This window comes from Methylorubrum salsuginis, assembly GCF_900114375.1.
Lineage (GTDB): Bacteria > Pseudomonadota > Alphaproteobacteria > Rhizobiales > Beijerinckiaceae > Methylobacterium > Methylobacterium salsuginis.
On the sequence record NZ_FOSV01000007.1, the window covers coordinates 131,346 to 150,718 of the forward strand.

Consider the following 19,373-nt stretch of genomic DNA (forward strand, 5'->3'; position numbering starts at 1 on the left):
GCGGATTGTCGCGCGCAGTCTCGCCCTCAGGCGTTCTCGCCGGAAGCCTTAACGGCGGCGCAGCGGCACCACCGCGGCGGCGCCGATCTGGGGGCCGGTCTCGGCGTCGAGATCGGGTACGGCGATGATCGGCGAGCCGCGCAAGTCGCGCCGCATCACGATGGCGCCGCGCTCTTCCAGATAGGCCAGCATCCGCCGGGCGCGCCCCGCCGAGGAAGTGCCGTAGGCCTGGGCCAGCGAGGCATCGGAGGGGCAGGGCGCGCCCTCGAGGGCGGTGCGGGCGATGAGCAGGAACAGTCCGGCAAGGTCGTCGGGCAGCCCTGTGGCAATCGCTTGCGCCCGGTCCCATTCCGGCCCCTCGGCGATGGCGCCGCCGACACCGGCGCGGGCCACCGCGAGGCGGCGCTTGAACTCGGACAGGCTCATCGCCTCGCCGCCGATCCGGCGGATGCGGCAGCGTACGGTGAAATCCTGATAGAGCGTCGCCGGGGTGCAGGCGGCGGCGTCCGAATCGGCCAGCACCGAGGCCAGAACCTCGGCCATCGCGGCCTCGCGTTCGGCCGGATCGAGGGGTTCCGCTTCCGAAAAATCCTCGCGCAAAGGCGGGCGGTAGCTCGCGAGCTGAACCAGCACGTCGGGGCTCGCGGGCCGGGCGGGCTTGGGCCGCGGCGCGGGGAGGGGTCTGGCTTCCTCGCCGGGCGCGGCGGTGAGGATCAGGGCGCGGGCGGCCTCGCCCATCTCGGGCAGCGGCAAGAGGGCGGGCGCCGAATTGCGGCTCTCGGTCTCGGTCGCGCCGACCGCGATCGGCAGCGGGCGCTTGGAGATCGCCGGCCCGAGGCCGACGAAGTGGCCGCGGGCGAGGTCGCGGAACATCTCGGCCTGGCGGCGGTCGAGGCCCAAGAGGTCGGCGGCCCGCGCCATGTCGATGTCGAGGAAGGTGCGGCCCATCAAAAAGTTCGAGGCTTCCGCCGCGACGTTCTTGGCGAGCTTGGCGAGCCGCTGCGTGGCGATGATGCCGGCCAAACCGCGCTTACGTCCGCGGCACATCAGGTTGGTCATGGCGCCGAGCGAGAGGCGACGGGCCTCGTCGGACACCTCGCCGGCGGCGGCGGGGGCGAAGAGCTGGGCCTCGTCCACGACGACGAGCATCGGATACCAGAGCGAGCGGTCGGCATCGAACAACCCGCCGAGGAAGGCGGCGGCGGCCCGCATCTGGTCCTCGGCATCGAGCCCTTCGAGCGACAGCACCACCGAGACCCGGTGCTCGCGCACGCGCGCGGCAATCCGCAGCAATTCGCTCTCGTTGCCGTCGGCCTCGACCACGACATGGCCGTAGCGCTCGGCGAGCGTGACGAAATCGCCTTCCGGGTCGATGATCGCCTGCTGCACGAGGCCGGCGCTCTGCTCCAGCAGGCGGCGCAGCAGGTGCGACTTGCCAGAGCCGGAATTGCCCTGGACGAGCAGGCGGGTGGCCAGCAGTTCGGTGAGGTCCATCACCGCCGGCCGGTCGCCGGCCCGCCCCAGGTCGATTTCGTAGCCCATTCGCTTCCCCGCTGGCGGCGCCCCGCTCCCTTAACACGCCGGCTTAACGATCGGTCGCCAGGGGAGGGCGGTCGTCCACAGGCCGGCGTCATACCCATCGGCGATGATCCTGACGCATCGCCGATGGCCCCCGCGACGGCGGGGCGGCGGGCGTCCGCCGGACGCACGGAGCAGGACCATCGGTCCTGTTCCGGGCTGCTTGGTATCAGATGCCGGCCAGCCGCTCCGCCGCCAGCCGATGCAGCGCGATCGCCCCGGCGGTGGCGACATTCAGCGAATCGAAGCCCGGCGCCATGGCGATGCGGATGCGGCGCGCCCGGGCCATCACGCTCTCCGGCAGGCCCGGCCCCTCGGTGCCGAGCAGTAGCAGCGCGCGGGGCGGGGGCTCCAACGCCTCCAGCGTCTCGGCCCCGCCGGGCGTGAGCGCCAGCGGAGTGAGGCCGTGGCGCTCGGCGAGGTCGATGAGGGCGGTGCCGCTCGGCGCGCGGGCGAAGGGCACGGTCAGCGCCGCGCCGGCCGAGACACGGATCGCCTTGCGGTAGAGCGGATCACAGGTTTCGGCGTCGAGCAGCACCGCGTCGGCGCCGAAGGCGGCGGCGTTGCGAAACAGGCCGCCGACATTGTCGTGGTTGGTCAGCCCGACGAGTCCGAGAACGAGCGCCGGGGCAGGGGCCGGCGGGATCAGCGCGTCCGGCGCAGGGTCGGCGCCGCGCAGGCCCACCGCCAGCACGCCGCGGTGGATCGGAAAGCCCGTCACCGCGCTCATCACGTCCTTGCCGGCGAGGTAGACCGGCAGATCGTCATCTCGCAGGAACGGCGCCAGACCGGGCCAGCGCTCGGGTGCCAGCAACACCGATTCGGCCCGGAACCGCGCGCCTCCGGAAAAGAGCAGCCGCAGGGTCACCTCGCCCTCGACGATGAAGCGGCCCTGGCGCCCCACGAGATCGCGCTCGCGCATCGCGCGGTAGGGCGCGAGGCGCGGATCCTCAGGATCGTCGAGGGAAATCGGCGCGGGCAAACGCTCAGGCCGGGCGGCCGCCGCCCATGCGCATGGCGAGCGGGTCCGCCTCCTCCTTCTTGGGCACTTTCACCAGGGCCTCGCCGTCGAGCACGACCTCGGCACCGACGGAGCAGGTGCATTTCAGGCGGGCGCGGCGGCGTTCGGGGATCAGCTCGGCCACCTCGACCTTCACCTCAACGGTGTCGCCGATGCGCACCGGCGCGCGGAAATTCAGGGTCTGCGAGATGTAGACCGCGCCCGGCCCCGGCAGGCGGGTGCCGAGCACCGCCGAGATCAGGCCGGCGGTGTAGAGACCGTGGGCGATGCGGGTGCCGAACGGGGTGCGGGCGGCGAAGTGCTCCGAGAGATGGATCGGGTTGCGGTCGCCGGTGATCTCGGCGAAGCCCACCACGTCGGAGGAGGAAATCTCCTTCATCAGGATCTCGGTCAGCCCGACTTCGAGATCCTCGAAATAGAGCACGCGCAGTTCGGGCAACATCTGGAGCCTCCCCAAAGTCCGGCCATGGTCCGGAGAACCGCGCGACGGGTCGTGCGGCAAAGCTTTCGCCTCGCACAGCTGCGGGCGCAAATCCAGATGCCCGTATGGCGGAGGCCACCCGCGCCGGTTCGCCCCCCTCGACAGCGGCCGGGCTCCGGGGCAAGCAGCGGCTCCTTCCGTCGCCCACGAGAAGCCGCCTCGTGCCTCGTCCGATCCCCACGCCGTCCTTGCGCCCGGTCGTCGCCCGCGTGGCGGCGCTCAACCTCGGCTATTTCGGGGTCGAGATCACGGTGGCGCTGGCCATCGGCTCGGTGGCGCTGATCGCCGACAGCCTCGACTTCATGGAAGACGCGGCGATCAATCTGCTGATCTTCGCCGGCCTCGGCTGGAGCCTGCGCAACCGGGCGCGGCTGGGCACGGCCCTCGCCTTCATCATCCTCATGCCCGGCCTCGCCACGGCTTACGCGGCCTACGAGAAATTCGCGGACTTTTCCGCCCCCGCCCCCCTGCCCCTCACACTCACCGGGCTGGGGGCGCTGCTGGTCAACCTCACCTGCGCCCTGATGCTCGCCCGCCACCGCGACGGCCATGGCAGCCTGACGAAGGCCGCCTACCTCTCGGCCCGCAACGACGTGGCCGCCAATATCGCGATCATCGTGGCGGGCCTCATCACCGCCGCGACCCTCTCGCCTTGGCCCGACCTCGTCGCCGGCCTCGGTATCGCCGTGCTGAATGCGGATGCCGCCTTCGACATCCTCAAGGCCGCCCGCCGCGAGCGGCAGGCCGCTGCGATCGAGCCTCGCGCCTGACCTCTTCGACGGACCGTTTCGTGCTGCGCCTCTTCCCCCTCTCCGACCTCCACCTCGAACGCCGCCGGCCCGAGGCGATCCCGCGGCCCACCGTGCCCTTCGACGTGCTGGTCTGCGCCGGAGACCTGCACGAGGGCCATCCCGAGAGGGGCGTGGACTTCCTCGTCGCGCTCGCCGAGGGCCGGCCGATCGTGCTGGTGCCGGGCAATCACGAGCATTACGCGCCGACCGGGGACGAGCGCACCGCGCCGGAACTGCTCGCCGCCCTCGAACGCGCCGTCGCCGCGCGCAACGGGGAGGGGGCGCGCATCCACCTGCTGCAGGGCGGTCAGGCGACGGTGATCGAGGGCGTGCGCTTCGTCGGCACGACGCTGTGGAGCGACTGGTCGCTCGCCGGCCGCTGGCTCACCGCCGACACGCCCGAGCGCCCCGCCGACCCGGTCGCCTATGCCGCCGCGCGGATGACCGATCCGGTCACCGGCTCGCGGGAATACCGCGGCTCGATCCGGAAAGCGGACCGGACGGCGTGGTCGCCCGAAGACGCCATGGCGGCGCACAGGGCCGAGAAGGCGGCCTTCCTCGAAGGGCTCGGCGCGCCCCATGCCGGCCCGACGGTGGCGGTCACGCACCATCCCCCGAGCCCGCTCGCGGCGGATGCCTTTCGCGACGCGCCGGGCGTGCCCTGGTGGGTGCCGGCCTTCTACGCCACGACCGTGCTCGACGATCTTGCCGAAGGCGAGCGGCCCGACCTCTGGTTCTCGGGCCATTTCCACGCGGGACACGACATGCGGATCGGGCGCACGCGCTGGATCGCCAACCCGGTCGAGGGGAAAACGTTTCGCGACGACGTCATCGCCGAGGTCGGCTGAAACCCGGATGCCGTTCCGCGCGTAGGGTTCTCCGGCCCGCTCTTGCAGGCCGCAACGACAGGAACCCGGAGATCGTCCCGTGAACGCCTTCATCGCCGTCGTCCTCGTCTGCGCCAATTCCGTGCCGCAGGAGGCCTGCACCGACGACCGGGCGAGCGAGGTGCGCAAGGTGCGCGTCGCCAACGAACTCGGCTGCACCAACGGCTGGCAGGAGATTATCGCCCGCACCGATCTGCGCGACGAGGTCGGCAAGACGAGCTACCTCAAGACCGAGTGCCGCCGGGTGAAGGAAGCGCAGTAGGTTTCGCAGGGCCAGCACTCGCGGCGACGGTCCGGCTGCCGGCCTCGAGCGACCGGCCAAACGGCCGCTCCTTCCGCGAGCGATCGGGGTATCGGTCGCCTCCGACAAAGAATCTGCTATTCAGGCGCTCACGGCCCCGTGTGGCCGATCCGATCGTGCCGTTCGAGAGTGAGATGCGCCCGAAGTCCGGTTCCGGCCTTGCCGCCATGCCCGCCGTTCTCGGGCTGCTGGCTGCCCTCGCCGCCGCGCCGGCGCAGGCCGCCACGCCGCCGGCGCAACCAGCGGAGGGGCCGGGCGGGGTCGGCGACAAAACCGCGACGATCGCCAAGCGGGCGGTCGGCAAGGCGAGCGCCGCCTCCTTCGTGTTCCACAAGGCCGGTCCCGCCCCCTCGGGCGGACGGCCGGTGGCGGTGTTTCTCCATGCCTGGGGCGCGCCCAATCCGCAGGCCTACGGCGCCTGGATCGATCATCTCGCCCGCAACGACTGGCTGGTGCTGTTCCCCCGCTTCCAGGAGGTGAACCGCACAAAGCCCTCCGATGCCCCGGCCATCGCGGCGCGCCTCGTGAAATCCGCGCTCGCCGACCTCGCCAACGATGCGGATGCCAAGCCCGACACCGGCCGGATCGCCCTGATCGGCCATCTGGCCGGCGCGCCGCTCGCCGCCCACATCGCGGCCGAGGCCGCGCAGAACGGCCTGCCCGCCCCGAAACTGGTCTTCGCGGTGATGCCCGGCGGCATCGCCCGGGACGCCAAGTCCCGCGGCATCCCGCTGGGGGAGCTGAACACCATCGATCCCGGCACGATGCTGGTCACGATGATCGGCGACAAGGATGCACGGGCCGCCGACGCCGCCGCCCGAAAGATCTTACGCGACGCGACCTCCGTGCCCTCGGAGCGCAAGCTGTTCGTGCGGGCGCTCTCGGACGATCACGGCTTCCCGGCGCTCACCGCGACCCTCGCGGCGCCCGCGGGGCTCGACGCGGCCTACGATTCGGGGGCGATCAAACTGCCCCCGGACCCGCCCGGCGAGAAGCCGCCGCCGTTCCGCTGGTCGGCCGACATGGCGCTGTCGGGCGAACAAACCCAGCTCGTCGCGCAGATCAACAACGCGCGCGCCGACAGCCTCGACTTCCTGGCCTTCTGGCGCAGCTTCGACATGGCGGCGGCCGCCGCCTTCACGGGCAAGGACGCCGCCAGCCTCAAGGCCAACCCGGCCTTCAGCGACATGCAGCGCTGGAGCGACGGCTGGCCGGTGAAGCGCCTCGGCGTCGAGGTGCCCAAACCCCACGCGCCCCCGAGCCCCGACGCCGCCGCGCGGCGCTGATCCATTCCTATCGCAAACGAGTTCCTGGTTGCCGATGAAGCTGTTCCACTCGCACTCCTCGCCCTTCGTCCGGAAGGTGATGGTGGTCGCCCACGAACTCAGGGTGGCCGAGCGCATCGAGTTGCTGCCGAGCAAGGTCCATCCGGTCGAGCGTGACCGCTCGGTGCTGGCGCAGCATCCGCTCGCCCAGGTGCCGACGCTGATCGACGACGAGGGCCGGGCGCTCGCCGACAGCCGGGTGATCTGCGAGTATCTCGACGCGTTCGCCGACGGCAGCCTGTTTCCCCGCGAGGGCGCGGCGCGCTGGCGGGCGCTCAACGAGCAATCGGCTGCCGACGGCGTGCTCGATGCCGCCCTGCTGATCCGCTACGAGCTGACCGCCCGGCCGGAATCCGAGCGCTCCGCCGCCTGGATCAAGGGCCAGAGCGCCAAGATCGAGACCACCTTGGCGTGGTTCGAGGAGCGGGCCGGGGAGCTGGGCGGGCGCGTCGACATCGGCACCATCGCGCTGGCCTGCGCGCTCGGCTACCTCGACCTGCGCTTCTCCGACATCGCGTGGCGCGACGACGCCCCGGAACTGGCCGCATGGTTCGCGACCTTCGAAGAGCGCCCCTCGATGGTGGCGACCCGCCCGCCCGCAGGCTAGAGGATCGTTCTGGATATCGGATCCAGGACGACCCTCTCCGTGATTGTGCCGCATCGGCTTTGTCCGAAAGCCGGTTCCCACCTTTCGGGCCGATGCTCAAAGGCGGGGTGATGCGCGGCGGCAACGGCGAATCCGGCCCGGCCCTTGCTAAGCTTTGCCGGCTCTCGCCGGACGCTTCGTCATGCCCGATTTCGTCGCCGCCCTGTTCGCCTCCGCCCTGTTCTGCCTCGCGCTGCTGGCCCTCAACGCCCTGACCCGCCTGGCCCTCCAGGCGCATCTCGCGCCGGATGGCTTCGCGGAGGGCGGGTTCCTGCAATATGGCGGCGCCCTGGTCCTGGCTGGCGCCGCCTACCGCCGGGCGGTTCGGCCCCGCGGCGCCCTCGACAGGGAGTGACCGCGACGCCGGTTCGGGCCCCCGAGAGAAATGTACGGAAAGTTACATTTTTCCCGGCACAAGCGGGCTCCCGGCACGTTCCTTCAAGACATTCACGAACCTGTGAGGTTCCGAAATGTCAGATCAAGCCATGCCTTTCACGATCTCCGCCGCCCTGCACGGGATGCCGCGAACGGCGACCCGTTGCAATCCGGCGAGCGCCATATGCCTCGCCGACGATTGGGCCGAGGATGGATGTTCGGACATCCGGATCTCGGACCGGGAGGGCATCCCGCAATCCCTCGCTTCCTTCAGGTCCAAGCTGCCGTTGCGCAGGCGGATCGAGCGGCGCCGGCTCGGGCTCTGGATGCCCTGACGCCGAACAGTCCCGACGACCTATGTCCTGACGGAGCCGCCGACCGCGGCGGCACGCGTCACCACGAAGTCGAGCCGGAACAGGATCAGGCCCTGAGCGTCGGTGACCTCCATGCGCCATTCCTCGCCCAGCGAGACGAGGTCGGCCTCGTCCTCGAAGAACTGCCCGGTGAGCCGGACCGCCATGCGCCGCGCCTGGGCGACGTCGGCGAGTTCGATCCCGTCCGTGTCGATGATCGAGCGGCCGTCATGAATGTGGAAATGGTATCGCGGCATCGCGCGCAAGGATCCCGGAGCGTCTGAGGCGGGAGCGCGCAGGCTCTCACTCACAGGCATGCCGAGCCTTGATCCTGCGATTGTCCTCTATCGTACAGAACCGTCCGCCGATCCGCTGTCACCTTTGATGGGTCGGCCCCCTCGTCCACCGAGCCGACGAAAAAGGCGTGCCCCGCTTCCGGGACACGCCTTTCGCGACCGTTCGCGCCGCGAGGCGAGCGGCTAAAGCATCGTCCCGGATATCGGATCCGGGACGATGCTCTCCGTTATCGTGCCGCATCGGCTTTCTTCCGAAAGCCGGTCCCCACCTTTCGGGCCGATGCTCTAAAAGTAAGACTTCAGCACGCCGCGACGGCGCACGTCGAGCGTGGCGCAGTGGAACGAACCGCCGAACGGGCCGTAGCTGAGGAACGGCGCCGGGATCGGGTCGAAGCCCCAGTCCTTCAGCGCCTTGATCAGGGTCGGCTGGCTCTGATCGACGACGATCTTCTTCTCGTCGATGGCGAGCACGTTGATCGAGGTCCAGGGCGAGCACATCGAGATCTTGCTCATGAAGCCCGAGACGGGGTCGGGGCGCGGCGCGATCAGCACGTCCCACTTCTTGAGCACGGCCGGCAGCTTCTCGACGTCGATGTAGTCGGGATTGACCAGCACCTTGCCCGGCGCCAGCGGCATGAACGACGAATCGATGTGCATCGGCTGCGGGCAGCGGCTCTCGATCTCGTGGATGCGGAAGCCGGGGCCGAGATGGCGGCGCAGCCACTCGATGCCCATCAGGTTGGTCACGTTCGAGCGCGTCACGAACAGGTCGCGGCCGCAGCGCACGAAGTCGGCGGCGTCGAACACCGGCTCGAACTCGTTGACCGTGAACTGCATCGGCTCGCCGGCCTTCAGGTTCGGCACCCGGTAGTCGTAGTTGTAGAGGTCGTCGGTCAGCTGCGGACGCGGCGCCGAGGTCCAGCGCGCGCCGGCGCGGAAATACTCCTTGAAGAGCGAGCGGTAGGCGTCGCCCTCGAAGTAGCGCGAGCGCCAGCACATCGGGCTCTCGATGATCTCGTCGCCGATGACGAGGTACGGGTCGCGCGGGCAGGCGACGCAGAAGCCCCGCGAGGTCCAGCGCGGCGCCTTGAACTTCTTCGAGAAGTCGACCGTGTCGGGGCGGCGCACCTTCACGCCTTCGCCCGCCAGGATGTTGATGAAGTTGTCCAGCTCCTGTTGAGCCAGCTTCTTCATGAACTTCGGGTATTTCCAGCCGGAGGCGAAGCGGTAGAACGGCTGGGCCGCCCGCGGCAGGTTGAAGATCACGGTGAGGTGGTGGGTCGGGATCGTGGCGCCGTCGAGCGAGCCGACGATCACTTCCTCCAGCGGGTCCCACTCGTTCCAGGCCATCACCGGGCTGCGGGGGGCCGGAACACCACCTTGCACACCACCCTGCGCGTTCTGACCGGCATAGCCCCGCGTCGACGGGTCGTCGATCAGGGCGGATTCCGCCGTGATCTGCGGCTCGCGATCCATTCTCGGCTCCATAGAAGCGGCGTCCGGCGACAATCGTCGCTGATGTCCACCGCGGGCGCCGCTTTGCTCCCCGGTGTGTCAATCGGGTGATAGACAGGGCAGGGTAAAGCTGCAACCTGCCCAGACCCTTCCCGCTGCCGCCACGCTTTCGAAGTCCGGGCGCGGTGGGATTTCGACAACACAAGCCCCTCGACGAAGATCCGCGAAGGTCGAAAGAGGCTGATGAAGCGTCTTACCACACTGGCGTCGATCGCAGGACTGGTCACGGCGCTCGCGCTGTTCCTGTCCTCCGGCGTGACGGATGTCGCCGGCGCCCTCGTCGGTGCGGGCTGGGGCGCGCTCGCCGTGGTCGTCGCCCGCTTCGTCGCGGTCGCCTGGGCGGGGTTCGGCTGGCACGTCGTGTTCCCCCGCGGCGCCGGGCCGACGCTCCGCGACTGCATCCAGCTCCGTTTCGTCCGCGAGGGCATCAACACGCTGCTGCCCGTGGCCCAGGTCGGCGGCGACCTGATCGGCGCCCGGCTGCTGACGCGACGCGGCACCCCCGGCGGCATGGCCGGCGCCAGCATGTTCGTCGATCTGATGACCCAGGCGCTGACCCAGCTCCTGTTCACGGTGGCCGGCCTCGCCCTCCTCATCCATTTCACCGGCGACGGGCCGGTGGTGCGCACGGTGGCCGGCGGCGTCGTCGTCGCGATCCCGGCGCTCGCCGCCTTCTACGTGATCCAACGCCGGAGTGGGCACCGCCTGATCGAGGGCGCGCTCTCGCGCTTCGCCGCCGCCCGCGAGTGGCGGGCGCTGGGCGCCATCGACGTGCTCTACGACAACCTGCGCCGCCTCTACGCCAACCACGCCCGCGTCGGCGCCGCGATCCTGATCCACCTCGTCGGCTGGATCATCGGCACGCTGGAGGTCTGGGTCGCGCTCAACGCCATGGGCCACCCCGTCACCTTCGTCGAGGCGCTGGTGATCGAGAGCCTCGCCCAGGCTGTGCGCGGCGCCGCCTTCGTTGTCCCCGGCGCCATCGGCGCGCAGGAGGGCGGGCTGATCGCGCTCTGCGCCCTGTTCGGGATTCCGGCGGAAGCCGCGCTCGCCCTCTCCCTCGTCAAGCGCGTCGCCGACCTGGCGGTCGGCCTGCCGAGCCTCGCCCTCTGGCATGGGATGGAACGCGGAACGGAAGCCGCCCCGACCGACGCCGTGAGCACCGGGCTCGCCGCGATCCGGACTCGGCTCGGCCGCCGCCCGCGGGACGCCGCGCATTCGAGCCCGTTGCCGGCCCCGCTCGCGGCTCCCCTTGCCGCGCCACGGGCGACCGCCTACGGCTTCCCCGCCGGCCGTCCGGCCGTCCTCGCCCCCGACAACGAGCCCGGAGCCTTCCAGAAGTGCGCCTGAACCGCCGCACCCTTCTCGCCGCCGTCGCGGTCTTCGCCCTTGCGGGAGCGCCGCGCGACCTGCGGGCCGCCGAGGACCCCGCCGTCGCGCCGATCACCAAGCTCTACGCCAAGTTCGAGGAAGCGCTGAAGAACGGCGCGGGCGACCTCAAGACCCGGCTGGCCACCGTCGGCGACACGCTCGCCGCGACCTTCGACACCAACGCCATGGTGGCGACCGCCGTCGGCCCGAAGTGGAAGACCTTCAAGCCGGAGCAGCAGGCGGCGCTGACCGAGGCGTTCGGCAAGTACTTCGTCACCCTCTACGCCAACCGCCTCTCCCAGGCCGCGGGCGGCAAGTTCGAGATCAAGCCGCAGAGCGAGGTCCGCGGTCCCAACCGCATCGTCGCGACGCGCGTCTCCAACAAGGACGGCGACGATTCGGACGTCGATTACGTCGTCAACGCCGACAACCGCGTGCAGGACGTGCTCCTCAACGGCAATGTCAGCGAAGTCGCCTCCATGCGGGCGGGCTTCGCCGAGCCGCTCAAGACCGGCGGCGCCGAGGGCCTCGTGAAGTTCATGCGCGAGCGCACGGACGGCATGCTGGCCAAGGGTGCGAAGTAACCGGCAGCACGTCAAGCCGGCGCCCGCCGGAGACCGAGCCTCGCGGCTCAATCCCCAAAAACTCCGCTCCGGCGGCCCGACAACAAAGACAAGAGCGACGGCGCGCCATGGACCTGACCGAGATGACGGCCTGGATCTCGTCGCTCTTCCTCGTGCCGGCGCTGGCCGGTTGCCTCTACGCGCTGCTCGCCGCCGTGCTCGCCGGCCGCTTCGCCGCCCGCGAGGCGCCGGCGCTGCCCGCCGACGCCCCGCGCCCCGGCGTCAGCATCCTCAAGCCGCTCTGCGGCATCGAGCCGGACCTTTTCGAGAATCTCGAGACCTTCTGCCGCCAGAGCTATGCCGGCCCGGTCCAGATCGTGTTCGGCGTCCAGAACGCCGCCGACCCGGCGATCGCGATCGTCGAGCGCCTGCGCGCGGCCTATCCGGCCCTGCGCCTCGATCTGGTGATCGATGCGAGCCAGCACGGCTCGAACCGCAAGGTCTCCAACCTCATCAACATGTCGAGCCTGATCGCCCACGAAACCGTGGTGCTGGCCGACAGCGATATGTCGGTGCGGCCGGACTATCTCGAGCGCGTCGTCGCCGAGCTGTCGCGCCCGGGCGTGACCGGCGTCACCTGCCTCTATCACGGCGAGCCGGCGGAGCGGGGTCTCTGCGCCCAGCTCTCGGCACTGGCCATCGACGTGCAGTTCGTCCCCAACGTTCTCGTCGGCACCAGCCTCGGCCTCGCCAAGCCCTGCTTCGGCTCGACCATCGCCATGACCCGCGAATCGCTGGAGCGGATCGGGGGCTTTCGCGCCTTCAAGGACGATCTCGCCGACGACTACATGATCGGCGAGGCCCTGCGCCGCGACGGCGGCACGGTCGCGATCCCGACCTTCACCATCGGGCATGCCTGCGTCGATACCGAGCTGTCCGGCCTGTGGCGGCACGAGCTGCGCTGGAACCGCACCATCCGCAACGTCGATCCCGCGGGCTATGCCGGCTCCTTCGTCACCCACGCCTTCCCGCTGGCGCTCGTCGCCGCCCTGATGCCGGGCGCCGGCAACGCCGCGCTCGCCGTGGCCGCGCTCGCGCTCGCCTGCCGCGTCCTGCTCTGCCTGCGCATCGAGCGCGCCTTCGGCCTCGCCCCCCACGCCTACTGGCTGTTGCCGATACGTGACATGCTGTCCTTCATCAACTTCACCTGGAGCTTCGTCTCGGGTGCGGTGACATGGAAAGGTCACGATTACCGTGTGGTTGCGGACGGTACGCTGATCCCGGAACACGGCCTCGGTCACGAGACCGGCGCCACCTCCGTCTGAGCTTCGCTCAAACTCACCGTTATTGCTCAACGCCCGAGCCTTGAGGCCTTGAACCCCATGCGCACGCTCTTCCTGCAGGCCCCCACCTTCGACGGCTTCGACGGCGGCGCGGGCTCCCGTTACCAGGCCAAGCGCGAGATCAAGTCGTTCTGGTACCCGACCTGGCTGGCCCAGCCGGCCGCCCTGGTGCCGAACTCCAAGCTGATCGACGCCCCGCCCCACAACATCAAGCTCGACGAAGTCGTGGCCCAGGCCAAGGATTTCGACCTCGTGGTGCTCCACACCTCTGTCCCGTCCTTCAAGTCGGACGTGAAGTGCATCGAGGCGCTGAAGAAGGCCAACCCGAAGCTCATCGCCGGCCTGATCGGCGCCAAGGTCGCGGTCGATGCCGCCGGCTCGATGGCCCAGGCCCCGGTGGTCGACTTCGTCGCCCGCAACGAGTTCGACTTCACCGTCAAGGAAGTCGCCGAGGGCGTGCCGATGGCCCAGATCAAGGGCCTGTCCTATCGCGACGAAAACGGTGTCGTGGTCCACAACGAGGACCGCGAGATCATGACGGACATGGACCAGCTGCCCTTCGTCACGAGCGTCTACAAGCGCGACCTCGAGATGGAGAAGTACTTCATCGGGTACCTCAAGCACCCCTACATCTCGTTCTACTCGGGCCGCGGCTGCAAGAGCCGCTGCACCTTCTGCCTCTGGCCGCAGACCGTCGGCGGCCACACCTACCGCACCCGCTCGGTCGCCCACGTGATCGAGGAGATCAAGTACTGCCTCAAGGAATTCCCCCAGACCAAGGAATTCTTCTTCGACGACGACACCTTCACGGACAACCTGCCGCGTGCCGAAGAGATCGCCCGTGAACTGGGCAAGCTCGGCGTGACGTGGTCGTGCAACGCCAAGGCCAACGTGCCGCGCGAGACCCTGAAGGTCCTCAAGGAGAACGGCCTGCGGCTCCTCCTCGTCGGCTACGAGTCCGGCAACCAGAAGATCCTCAACAACATCAAGAAGGGCATGCGCGTCGAGGTGGCGGAAAAGTTCACCAAGGACTGCCACGACCTCGGCATCGCCATCCACGGCACCTTCATCGTCGGCCTGCCCGGCGAGACCAAGGAGACGATCCAGGAAACGATCGCGTTTGCCAAGCGCATCAACCCGCACACCATCCAGGTGTCGCTGGCCGCGCCCTATCCGGGCACCTTCCTCTACAAGCAGGCGGTCGAGAACGGCTGGCTCGATGTCGAGAACGCCGAGCTGGTCGATGAGAACGGCGTCCAGATCGCGCCGCTCCACTATCCCCACCTGTCGCACAACGAGATCTTCTCGGCGGTCGACGAGTTCTACAAGAAGATCTACTTCCGCGCCCCGAAGATCGCCTCCATCGTCAGCGAGATGGTCCGCTCGCCCGACATGATGAAGCGCCGCCTGCGCGAGGGCGTCGAGTTCTGGCACTTCCTGCGGGATCGCAAGGCTGCCGCGTAACGCTTGCTGCGAGGCGTTCGAGAAACGAAGAAGGCCGGGCCGCGAGCCCGGCCTTCTTCGTTTCCAGGGCGCCGCCCTGGACCCGCGAGAGGGCTTGCCCTCTCGACACCCGATACGGGAGTTGCGCTTGAAGCGATTGGTCGTCACCGCCGACGATTTCGGCCTGAGCCGCGAGGTCAACGAGGCCGTCGAGCAGGCGCACCGCGACGGCATCCTCACCGCCGCGAGCCTCATGGTCTCCGCCCCCGCCGCTGCCGACGCCATCGAGCGCGCCCGGCGTATCCCCTCGCTCCGGGTCGGCCTCCACCTCGTGCTGGTCGAGGCATGGCCGACCTTGCCGCCCGCGCAGCTCCCCGATCTCACCGATGCCAAGGGCCTGATGCGCGCCGATATGGGTCGCCTGGGCTTCGACCTCGCCGCGAAACCCGCCGCACGCCGTCAGCTCGCCGCCGAGATCACCGCGCAGTTCGAGGCCTACCGGGCGACGGGCCTCCCCCTCGATCACGTCAACGCCCACAAGCACTTCCACGTCCACCCGCTCATCGCGGGCGCGGTGCTCTCCATCGGCAGCCGTTACGGCATGCGGGCGCTGCGCGTCCCGCGCGAGCCCCGCGACCTGCTGCGCCGCGCCGAGCCCGGCGCTCGGCCCCGGCCCGCCCTCGACATCGCCCCCTGGTCGGCGCTGCTGGCTGTGCGCGCCCGCCAAGCCGGCCTGCTCATCCCCGACCGCACGCTCGGCCTCGCCTGGTCCGGCGCGATGACGCCGGCCCGCGTCGCCGGCCTCCTGCGCCACCTGCCGGATGGTCTGACCGAGCTCTACACCCACCCCGCCACGGCGGGCGGCTTCCCCGGCGAGGCCCCGGGCTACGCCTACGCCGCCGAGCGCGACGCCCTCGTCGCCGCTGAATCCGTGGCCCTCGCGGCCGGGCCGGACATCACCCGCGGCGGCTTCAGCGACTTCGGCTGAAGTGCAAGACGGCCACATCGGACGCGGCCGCGCCCAACTTCAAGCCCCCCTACAAAACACAACCGAATCTGCAATATTTTACTGATTTTAATTGATATCGCTGTCGCCACATCAATATCACAGGTGTTTAAAAGCCTAACTACCTTGCCTCCGGCACAAGGAAGTTCACCGTTGCCCCGGACATGTTCGGCATCGGGGAACGATCGGAACGGAGGGCGCAGCGGGACGCCCACGTCCTGCAAGCCGGAGCGAGCGCCGGAGCGCGACAAGGTCTCACTGGGACAAAGTCAGACCGATCCACCTTAATATTCTTATTAATCCATCCCTAAACAAACAATGTCTGGTTCATTACGTAAAGTTCACGCAACACCGGCCGGGGAGCGACGTTCTTCCCACAGAGCCGAGGCCGACGATCACGAAGTTGGACCGCCGAAGCCGGACAGGCTCTCATCAGGAGATCCGGTCATGAAACGTCACACGCTCCTTGCCAGCATCCTCGTCGCCACCACCGCCCTGGGCGGAGCGGCTTTTGCGGCCGAGCACACCGCTCCGCCCGCCGCCGCCCAGGCCCCCCTCACCGAAACGCCGGCCCAGAAGGCGGTGGATCGGGACGTCATCAAGCTCTCCGCCGACGGCGCGGCGGCCCTGCGCGACATCGGCAGCACCCGGCTCGCCCTGTTCGAGGCCAACCCGGCCCAGGCCAAGACGCTGATCGAGCGAGCGCGAACCGCGCTGGACAAGGCCGGAACCGACGACGCCGTCTTCACCAAGGCCGAGGCCGCGCTGAAGCAACCGGCGGGCGCCAAGGCGCCGGAGCAGGCCGACACCAAGGCCGTGGCGTGGCTGCCGGTCGACAGCCAGATGACGCTGGGCGAGGACTTCGTGGCGACGCCGCAGAAGAATGCCGCCATCGCCGAGGCCAACCGGAGCCTGAAGGCCGGCGACCAGAAGGGGGCCGCCGAGAAGCTGCGGCTCGCCGGCGTCGACGTGAACACCACAGTCGCCGTCCTGCCGCTCGCCAAGACGACCGAGGACGTGCATCGCGCAGCCGGGCTGATCGAGCAGGGCAAGTACTACGAGGCCAACGCCGTCCTGAAGCAGGCCGAGGGCCGGATGCGCTTCGACGTCGCCGACATCGTGATGGTGCCGGACAAGCTCGCGGCGAACCAGAAGGCCCTGCCGGCGAAAGCGGAGGCGGCGCAGCACGACCGGAAGGCTCAGGCCATGGCGGCCCCGTCCGACACGGGTCCGGCCGCCACCGGCTCGCACGCGACCCCGGACAACGCTAGGGCCGCAACGACTCAGCCTGCCCCGAATACGGGCAAGGCGCCCTCGTAAGCGCCGCGCCGGCCTGAACGAAGAAGCCCGAAGGCCTCATCGGCCTTCGGGCTTCTTCGTTCGGACGCGTCGGCGTTTCGGGAAAAGCCTACTTCACCGCCGCCGTCTCGCGGGCGACGGTGCCGCCGGGCGGGAGGGCCGCCGCGTCGCCTTCGGGGCGGTTGGCGTCGGGCTGCTTCGGCGGAGGGCCGAGGAAGGCCGGCACCACGAAGAAGGCCGCCAGCAGGGTGAAGAACAGCGACAGGGCAAGCAGTTCGCCCATGCTCGCCGTGCCCGGATGGCTCGACAGCATCAGCGAGCCGAAGGCGGTGCCGGTGGTCAGCGCGGAGAAGAAGATCGCCCGCGTCAGGCTGGAGGCCAGCATGTCGACGACGCCCGCCCGCCACGCGATCACGTAGTAGATGTGGAAGGCGACGCCGACCGCGAGCATCAGCGGCAGGGCGATGATGTTGGCGAAGTTCAGCGGCATGCCGATGACCTTGAGCGCCATCAGGGTCCACAACGTCGCCAGCACCAACGGCCCGAGCGTCATCGCCACGTCCCAGGGTTTGCGCAGAGCCACCGAGAGGATGATGAAGATCAGCACGAGCGCGGTGATGCCCGCCTGCACGAAGGCGCCGAGGATCGTGTAGCTCGATTCCGTCGTGGCGATCGGCGCGCCGGTGGCGTGCGGATCGACCGTCTGCACCTCCTTGGCGAAGCGGCGCAGCACCTCGTCGTTGTTCGAATCGCCCTTGGGATGCACCTCGATGCGGGCGCGGCCGTCGGCGGTCACCCACTCGGCCTTGAGCTGCTTGGGCAGGTTGTCCAGCGTGATCTTCTTCGGATCGAGCAGGCCGGAGAGGCGGCTCATCAGCGTCTTGAGATCGGTGGTGAGCGCCACGCTCGCGGCCTCGCGCTTCTCGGCCGGGGCCGAGGCGAGGGTCTCCAGGGTGGCCGAGAGCCGATCGGCGGCCTTGTTGCCGGGCTCGGAGCCGCCCGCGATGGTCTTGAGCGCCGCTGCGGTCTCGCGCAGGGCCTTCACGTTGTCGGCGTCGGTCGGCGGCGGCGGGCGGCGCGACGGGTTGAGCGCGGGCGCGAGCAGCTGCGCCGTCTCCTGGATGGTGGCGAGCTTCTGGTCCTGGTCGCGCGGCACGAAGGTGTCGATCGAGTGGACCTCCGCCACCGTGTCGAGCTTCAGGAGCCGCTGGCTGAGCGCCGGCACGGCGGCGACGTCGGGCGCCAGCACGTCGATGGTGTTGGGGCTCGTCGCCGGGTCCTTGATCAGATCGAGATAGGTCGCGATCGACTCCACCTTCGGGCTGCGCAGGTGCATCGGGTTGGAATCGAACGGCAGCTTCAGCAGCAGCGGGATGCCGGCGACCGTGATGAGGCCGACGAAGATCAGCACCCATTTGCGGTGCTCGATGATCCAGTGGTCGACGCCGGCCATCCACGTGGTCTCGACCGCCCGCTTCTCGCCGCGCGGGTTGAACACCGCGATCAGCGCCGGCAGCAGGGTCAGCGAGAACAGGTAGGCGACGATCATGCCGACGCCGGCGATCAGGCCGAGTTCGGACACGCCGCGGAACTTGGTGGGCAGGAAGGCGAAGAAGCCGGCGAGCAGCGACACCGCGGCGAGCGTCAGCGACCAGCCGACGCCGCGCGAGGCGGCGCGGATCGCGGTGTCGCAATCGCCGGTCTCGTAGCGGTCGGCGCGGTAGCGCACGGCGAACTGGATGCCGAAATCGATGCCGAGCCCCACGAACAGGGCGGCGAAGGCCACCGAGATCGGGTTCAGCTCACCCACCATCGCGAGGCCCAAAGCCGCGGTGACGACGAGGCCGGCAAAGGTGGTGATCAGCACCGCGACCACGAGGGGCGCCGAGTGGAGCGCGAGCGCCAGGAACAGCACAATCGCGGCGGTGGTCAGCGAGTAATTGAGGAAGGCGTCGTCGGCGAGGGTGGCGAACTCGTCGTCGGCCACCGCCACCGGGCCGGTCAGGCGGATGCGCAGGCCGTGGGCGGAATCGATGTTCTGCTCGGCGGCAATCCGGCGGATCAACTGGGTCGCCTCGCGGCCGGGTTCCAGCGCGTTGTAGTCGAGCACCGGCTGGATCATCACGAACTTGCGGGTGTCCGTGACCTGGGTCTTGCCGCCGGCCAGCAGCGTCTGCCACGACATCCGGGCGCGCTCGCCCGCGAGCACCTTGCGCAGGGTGTCGTCGATCTGCGTCATCGGCTGGGCCAGGTCGTCGATCTTGGCGTCGCCGCTCTTCACGCCCTTCACGCCGAGCGAGAGCACCCGCATCACGCCGCGTAAGGACGGGTCGGCGGCGAGCGGCCCGAGCAGGCCCTGCTGCTCGATCAGCCGCTGCGTCGTCTGCTCCAGTTCCTGCTGCGACATCAGCAGAAGGCCGTTTCGGTCGAAGAACGGGCCGCCGTCGGGGCGGTAGACCGTCTCGATCTCCGAGCGGTGGGTCTTGAGGGCGTCGGCGAAGCGGGCGGCGGCCTCCTCGGCGATCTCGGGCGTCGCCCCGTCGATCACCGCGGCGACGAGATTGGTGCGCTGGGGGAACGCCTTCTCGAAGGCGATCTCGTCCTGGCGCCACGGCACGCTCGGATCGATCAGCCGCTCCACATCGGTGTTGATGCGGAACAGATGGGCGGCCGCCGCCACGCCCGCGACCGTGAGGATCGCCGCCGTGACCAGAACCAACCAGCGGCGCCTGACGGAAAACGCGACGAGACGTTCGATCACGTAGAACCCTGCCTGCCC

The 19,373-nt window shown here is 69.6% G+C and carries 18 protein-coding genes; 12 read left to right on the forward strand and 6 right to left on the reverse strand.

Translation table 11 applies throughout. The features are described 5' to 3' along the window. Positions 1-48: 48 nt before the first annotated feature. The 3 genes from BM140_RS11000 to croR all read right to left on the reverse strand — a co-directional run bounded on the left by BM140_RS11000 (position 49) and on the right by croR (position 3,041). Positions 49-1,542 (reverse strand): helicase HerA domain-containing protein, encoded by a 1,494-nt coding sequence (locus tag BM140_RS11000; protein WP_091945540.1) that lies wholly within the window; start codon positions 1,540-1,542, stop codon positions 49-51. 205 nt (positions 1,543-1,747) lie between these two features. Beyond that, complete coding sequence (locus tag BM140_RS11005; RefSeq protein ID WP_091945542.1) at positions 1,748-2,560, reverse strand: TrmH family RNA methyltransferase; 813 nt, start codon at positions 2,558-2,560, stop codon at positions 1,748-1,750. Between the two features lie 4 nt (positions 2,561-2,564). Further along, positions 2,565-3,041: a 3-hydroxybutyryl-CoA dehydratase gene (croR, locus tag BM140_RS11010; protein ID WP_091945545.1), complete on the reverse strand. Its 477-nt coding sequence runs from the start codon at positions 3,039-3,041 to the stop codon at positions 2,565-2,567. Positions 3,042-3,241: 200 nt separating this feature from the next. Between croR and BM140_RS11015 the strand changes: the two genes are divergently transcribed. From BM140_RS11015 to BM140_RS11040, 6 genes are all read left to right on the forward strand, one after another. After that, positions 3,242-3,850, forward strand: coding sequence for a cation efflux transmembrane domain-containing protein (locus tag BM140_RS11015; RefSeq protein ID WP_091945548.1), 609 nt, complete (start codon positions 3,242-3,244; stop codon positions 3,848-3,850). Positions 3,851-3,870: 20 nt separating this feature from the next. After that, positions 3,871-4,719, forward strand: a complete 849-nt coding sequence (locus tag BM140_RS11020; RefSeq protein ID WP_091945551.1) for a metallophosphoesterase — start codon at positions 3,871-3,873, stop codon at positions 4,717-4,719. 79 nt (positions 4,720-4,798) lie between these two features. After that, the gene (locus BM140_RS11025) at positions 4,799-5,020 is read left to right on the forward strand and encodes a hypothetical protein (RefSeq protein WP_091945554.1); all 222 of its coding nucleotides are present in this window, start codon (positions 4,799-4,801) and stop codon (positions 5,018-5,020) included. Between the two features lie 173 nt (positions 5,021-5,193). Beyond that, positions 5,194-6,345 (forward strand): dienelactone hydrolase family protein, encoded by a 1,152-nt coding sequence (locus tag BM140_RS11030; protein WP_091945739.1) that lies wholly within the window; start codon positions 5,194-5,196, stop codon positions 6,343-6,345. 34 nt (positions 6,346-6,379) lie between these two features. Continuing rightward, positions 6,380-6,991: a glutathione S-transferase gene (locus BM140_RS11035; RefSeq protein WP_091945557.1), complete on the forward strand. Its 612-nt coding sequence runs from the start codon at positions 6,380-6,382 to the stop codon at positions 6,989-6,991. Between the two features lie 181 nt (positions 6,992-7,172). Further along, positions 7,173-7,385 carry a hypothetical protein gene (locus BM140_RS11040; RefSeq protein WP_091945561.1) on the forward strand — a complete coding sequence of 71 codons (213 nt, stop codon included), beginning with the start codon at positions 7,173-7,175 and terminating at the stop codon, positions 7,383-7,385. A gap of 375 nt (positions 7,386-7,760) precedes the next feature. Here BM140_RS11040 and BM140_RS11050 read toward each other — a convergent pair whose 3' ends face one another. Together BM140_RS11050 and BM140_RS11055 are read right to left on the reverse strand one after the other, a co-directional pair. Next, positions 7,761-8,015 carry a DUF6894 family protein gene (locus BM140_RS11050; protein WP_091945567.1) on the reverse strand — a complete coding sequence of 85 codons (255 nt, stop codon included), beginning with the start codon at positions 8,013-8,015 and terminating at the stop codon, positions 7,761-7,763. A 324-nt stretch (positions 8,016-8,339) separates the two neighbouring features. After that, positions 8,340-9,530, reverse strand: coding sequence for an amidinotransferase (locus BM140_RS11055; RefSeq protein ID WP_091945569.1), 1,191 nt, complete (start codon positions 9,528-9,530; stop codon positions 8,340-8,342). Between the two features lie 222 nt (positions 9,531-9,752). Between BM140_RS11055 and BM140_RS11060 the strand changes: the two genes are divergently transcribed. The 6 genes from BM140_RS11060 to BM140_RS11085 all read left to right on the forward strand — a co-directional run bounded on the left by BM140_RS11060 (position 9,753) and on the right by BM140_RS11085 (position 16,615). Then, complete coding sequence (locus tag BM140_RS11060; RefSeq protein ID WP_091945572.1) at positions 9,753-10,919, forward strand: HpnL family protein; 1,167 nt, start codon at positions 9,753-9,755, stop codon at positions 10,917-10,919. Then, positions 10,910-11,524: an MlaC/ttg2D family ABC transporter substrate-binding protein gene (locus BM140_RS11065; protein ID WP_091945575.1), complete on the forward strand. Its 615-nt coding sequence runs from the start codon at positions 10,910-10,912 to the stop codon at positions 11,522-11,524. Before BM140_RS11060 ends, BM140_RS11065 begins: the two co-directional genes overlap by 10 nt. Before the next feature lie 107 nt (positions 11,525-11,631). After that, a complete protein-coding gene (gene hpnI / locus BM140_RS11070) occupies positions 11,632-12,828 on the forward strand; it encodes a bacteriohopanetetrol glucosamine biosynthesis glycosyltransferase HpnI (RefSeq protein ID WP_091945578.1) in 1,197 nt (398 codons plus the stop codon). Positions 12,829-12,885: 57 nt separating this feature from the next. After that, entirely contained in the window at positions 12,886-14,310 is a 1,425-nt protein-coding gene (gene hpnJ, locus BM140_RS11075; protein ID WP_091945580.1) for a hopanoid biosynthesis associated radical SAM protein HpnJ, read from the forward strand. Between the two features lie 127 nt (positions 14,311-14,437). Further along, positions 14,438-15,277 carry a hopanoid biosynthesis-associated protein HpnK gene (hpnK, locus tag BM140_RS11080; protein ID WP_091945742.1) on the forward strand — a complete coding sequence of 280 codons (840 nt, stop codon included), beginning with the start codon at positions 14,438-14,440 and terminating at the stop codon, positions 15,275-15,277. A gap of 465 nt (positions 15,278-15,742) precedes the next feature. Then, positions 15,743-16,615, forward strand: a complete 873-nt coding sequence (locus tag BM140_RS11085; RefSeq protein ID WP_091945583.1) for a YfdX family protein — start codon at positions 15,743-15,745, stop codon at positions 16,613-16,615. 88 nt (positions 16,616-16,703) lie between these two features. Here the strand turns inward: BM140_RS11085 and BM140_RS11090 are convergent, their stop codons facing one another. Next, positions 16,704-19,355 (reverse strand): MMPL family transporter, encoded by a 2,652-nt coding sequence (locus tag BM140_RS11090; protein WP_091945586.1) that lies wholly within the window; start codon positions 19,353-19,355, stop codon positions 16,704-16,706. Positions 19,356-19,373 lie beyond the last annotated feature (18 nt).

Excerpts from the sequence above, each read along its gene's own strand:
- BM140_RS11000 (WP_091945540.1), bottom strand. The coding sequence starts at position 1,542 with ATGGGCTACGAAATCGACCTGGGGCGGGCCGGCGACCGGCCGGCGGTG.
- croR (WP_091945545.1), bottom strand. The coding sequence starts at position 3,041 with ATGTTGCCCGAACTGCGCGTGCTCTATTTCGAGGATCTCGAAGTCGGG.
- BM140_RS11030 (WP_091945739.1), top strand. The coding sequence starts at position 5,194 with ATGCGCCCGAAGTCCGGTTCCGGCCTTGCCGCCATGCCCGCCGTTCTC.
- BM140_RS11035 (WP_091945557.1), top strand. The coding sequence starts at position 6,380 with ATGAAGCTGTTCCACTCGCACTCCTCGCCCTTCGTCCGGAAGGTGATG.
- BM140_RS11040 (WP_091945561.1), top strand. The coding sequence starts at position 7,173 with ATGCCCGATTTCGTCGCCGCCCTGTTCGCCTCCGCCCTGTTCTGCCTC.
- BM140_RS11050 (WP_091945567.1), bottom strand. The coding sequence starts at position 8,015 with ATGCCGCGATACCATTTCCACATTCATGACGGCCGCTCGATCATCGAC.
- BM140_RS11055 (WP_091945569.1), bottom strand. The coding sequence starts at position 9,530 with ATGGATCGCGAGCCGCAGATCACGGCGGAATCCGCCCTGATCGACGAC.
- BM140_RS11060 (WP_091945572.1), top strand. The coding sequence starts at position 9,753 with ATGAAGCGTCTTACCACACTGGCGTCGATCGCAGGACTGGTCACGGCG.
- hpnI (WP_091945578.1), top strand. The coding sequence starts at position 11,632 with ATGGACCTGACCGAGATGACGGCCTGGATCTCGTCGCTCTTCCTCGTG.
- hpnJ (WP_091945580.1), top strand. The coding sequence starts at position 12,886 with ATGCGCACGCTCTTCCTGCAGGCCCCCACCTTCGACGGCTTCGACGGC.
- BM140_RS11085 (WP_091945583.1), top strand. The coding sequence starts at position 15,743 with ATGAAACGTCACACGCTCCTTGCCAGCATCCTCGTCGCCACCACCGCC.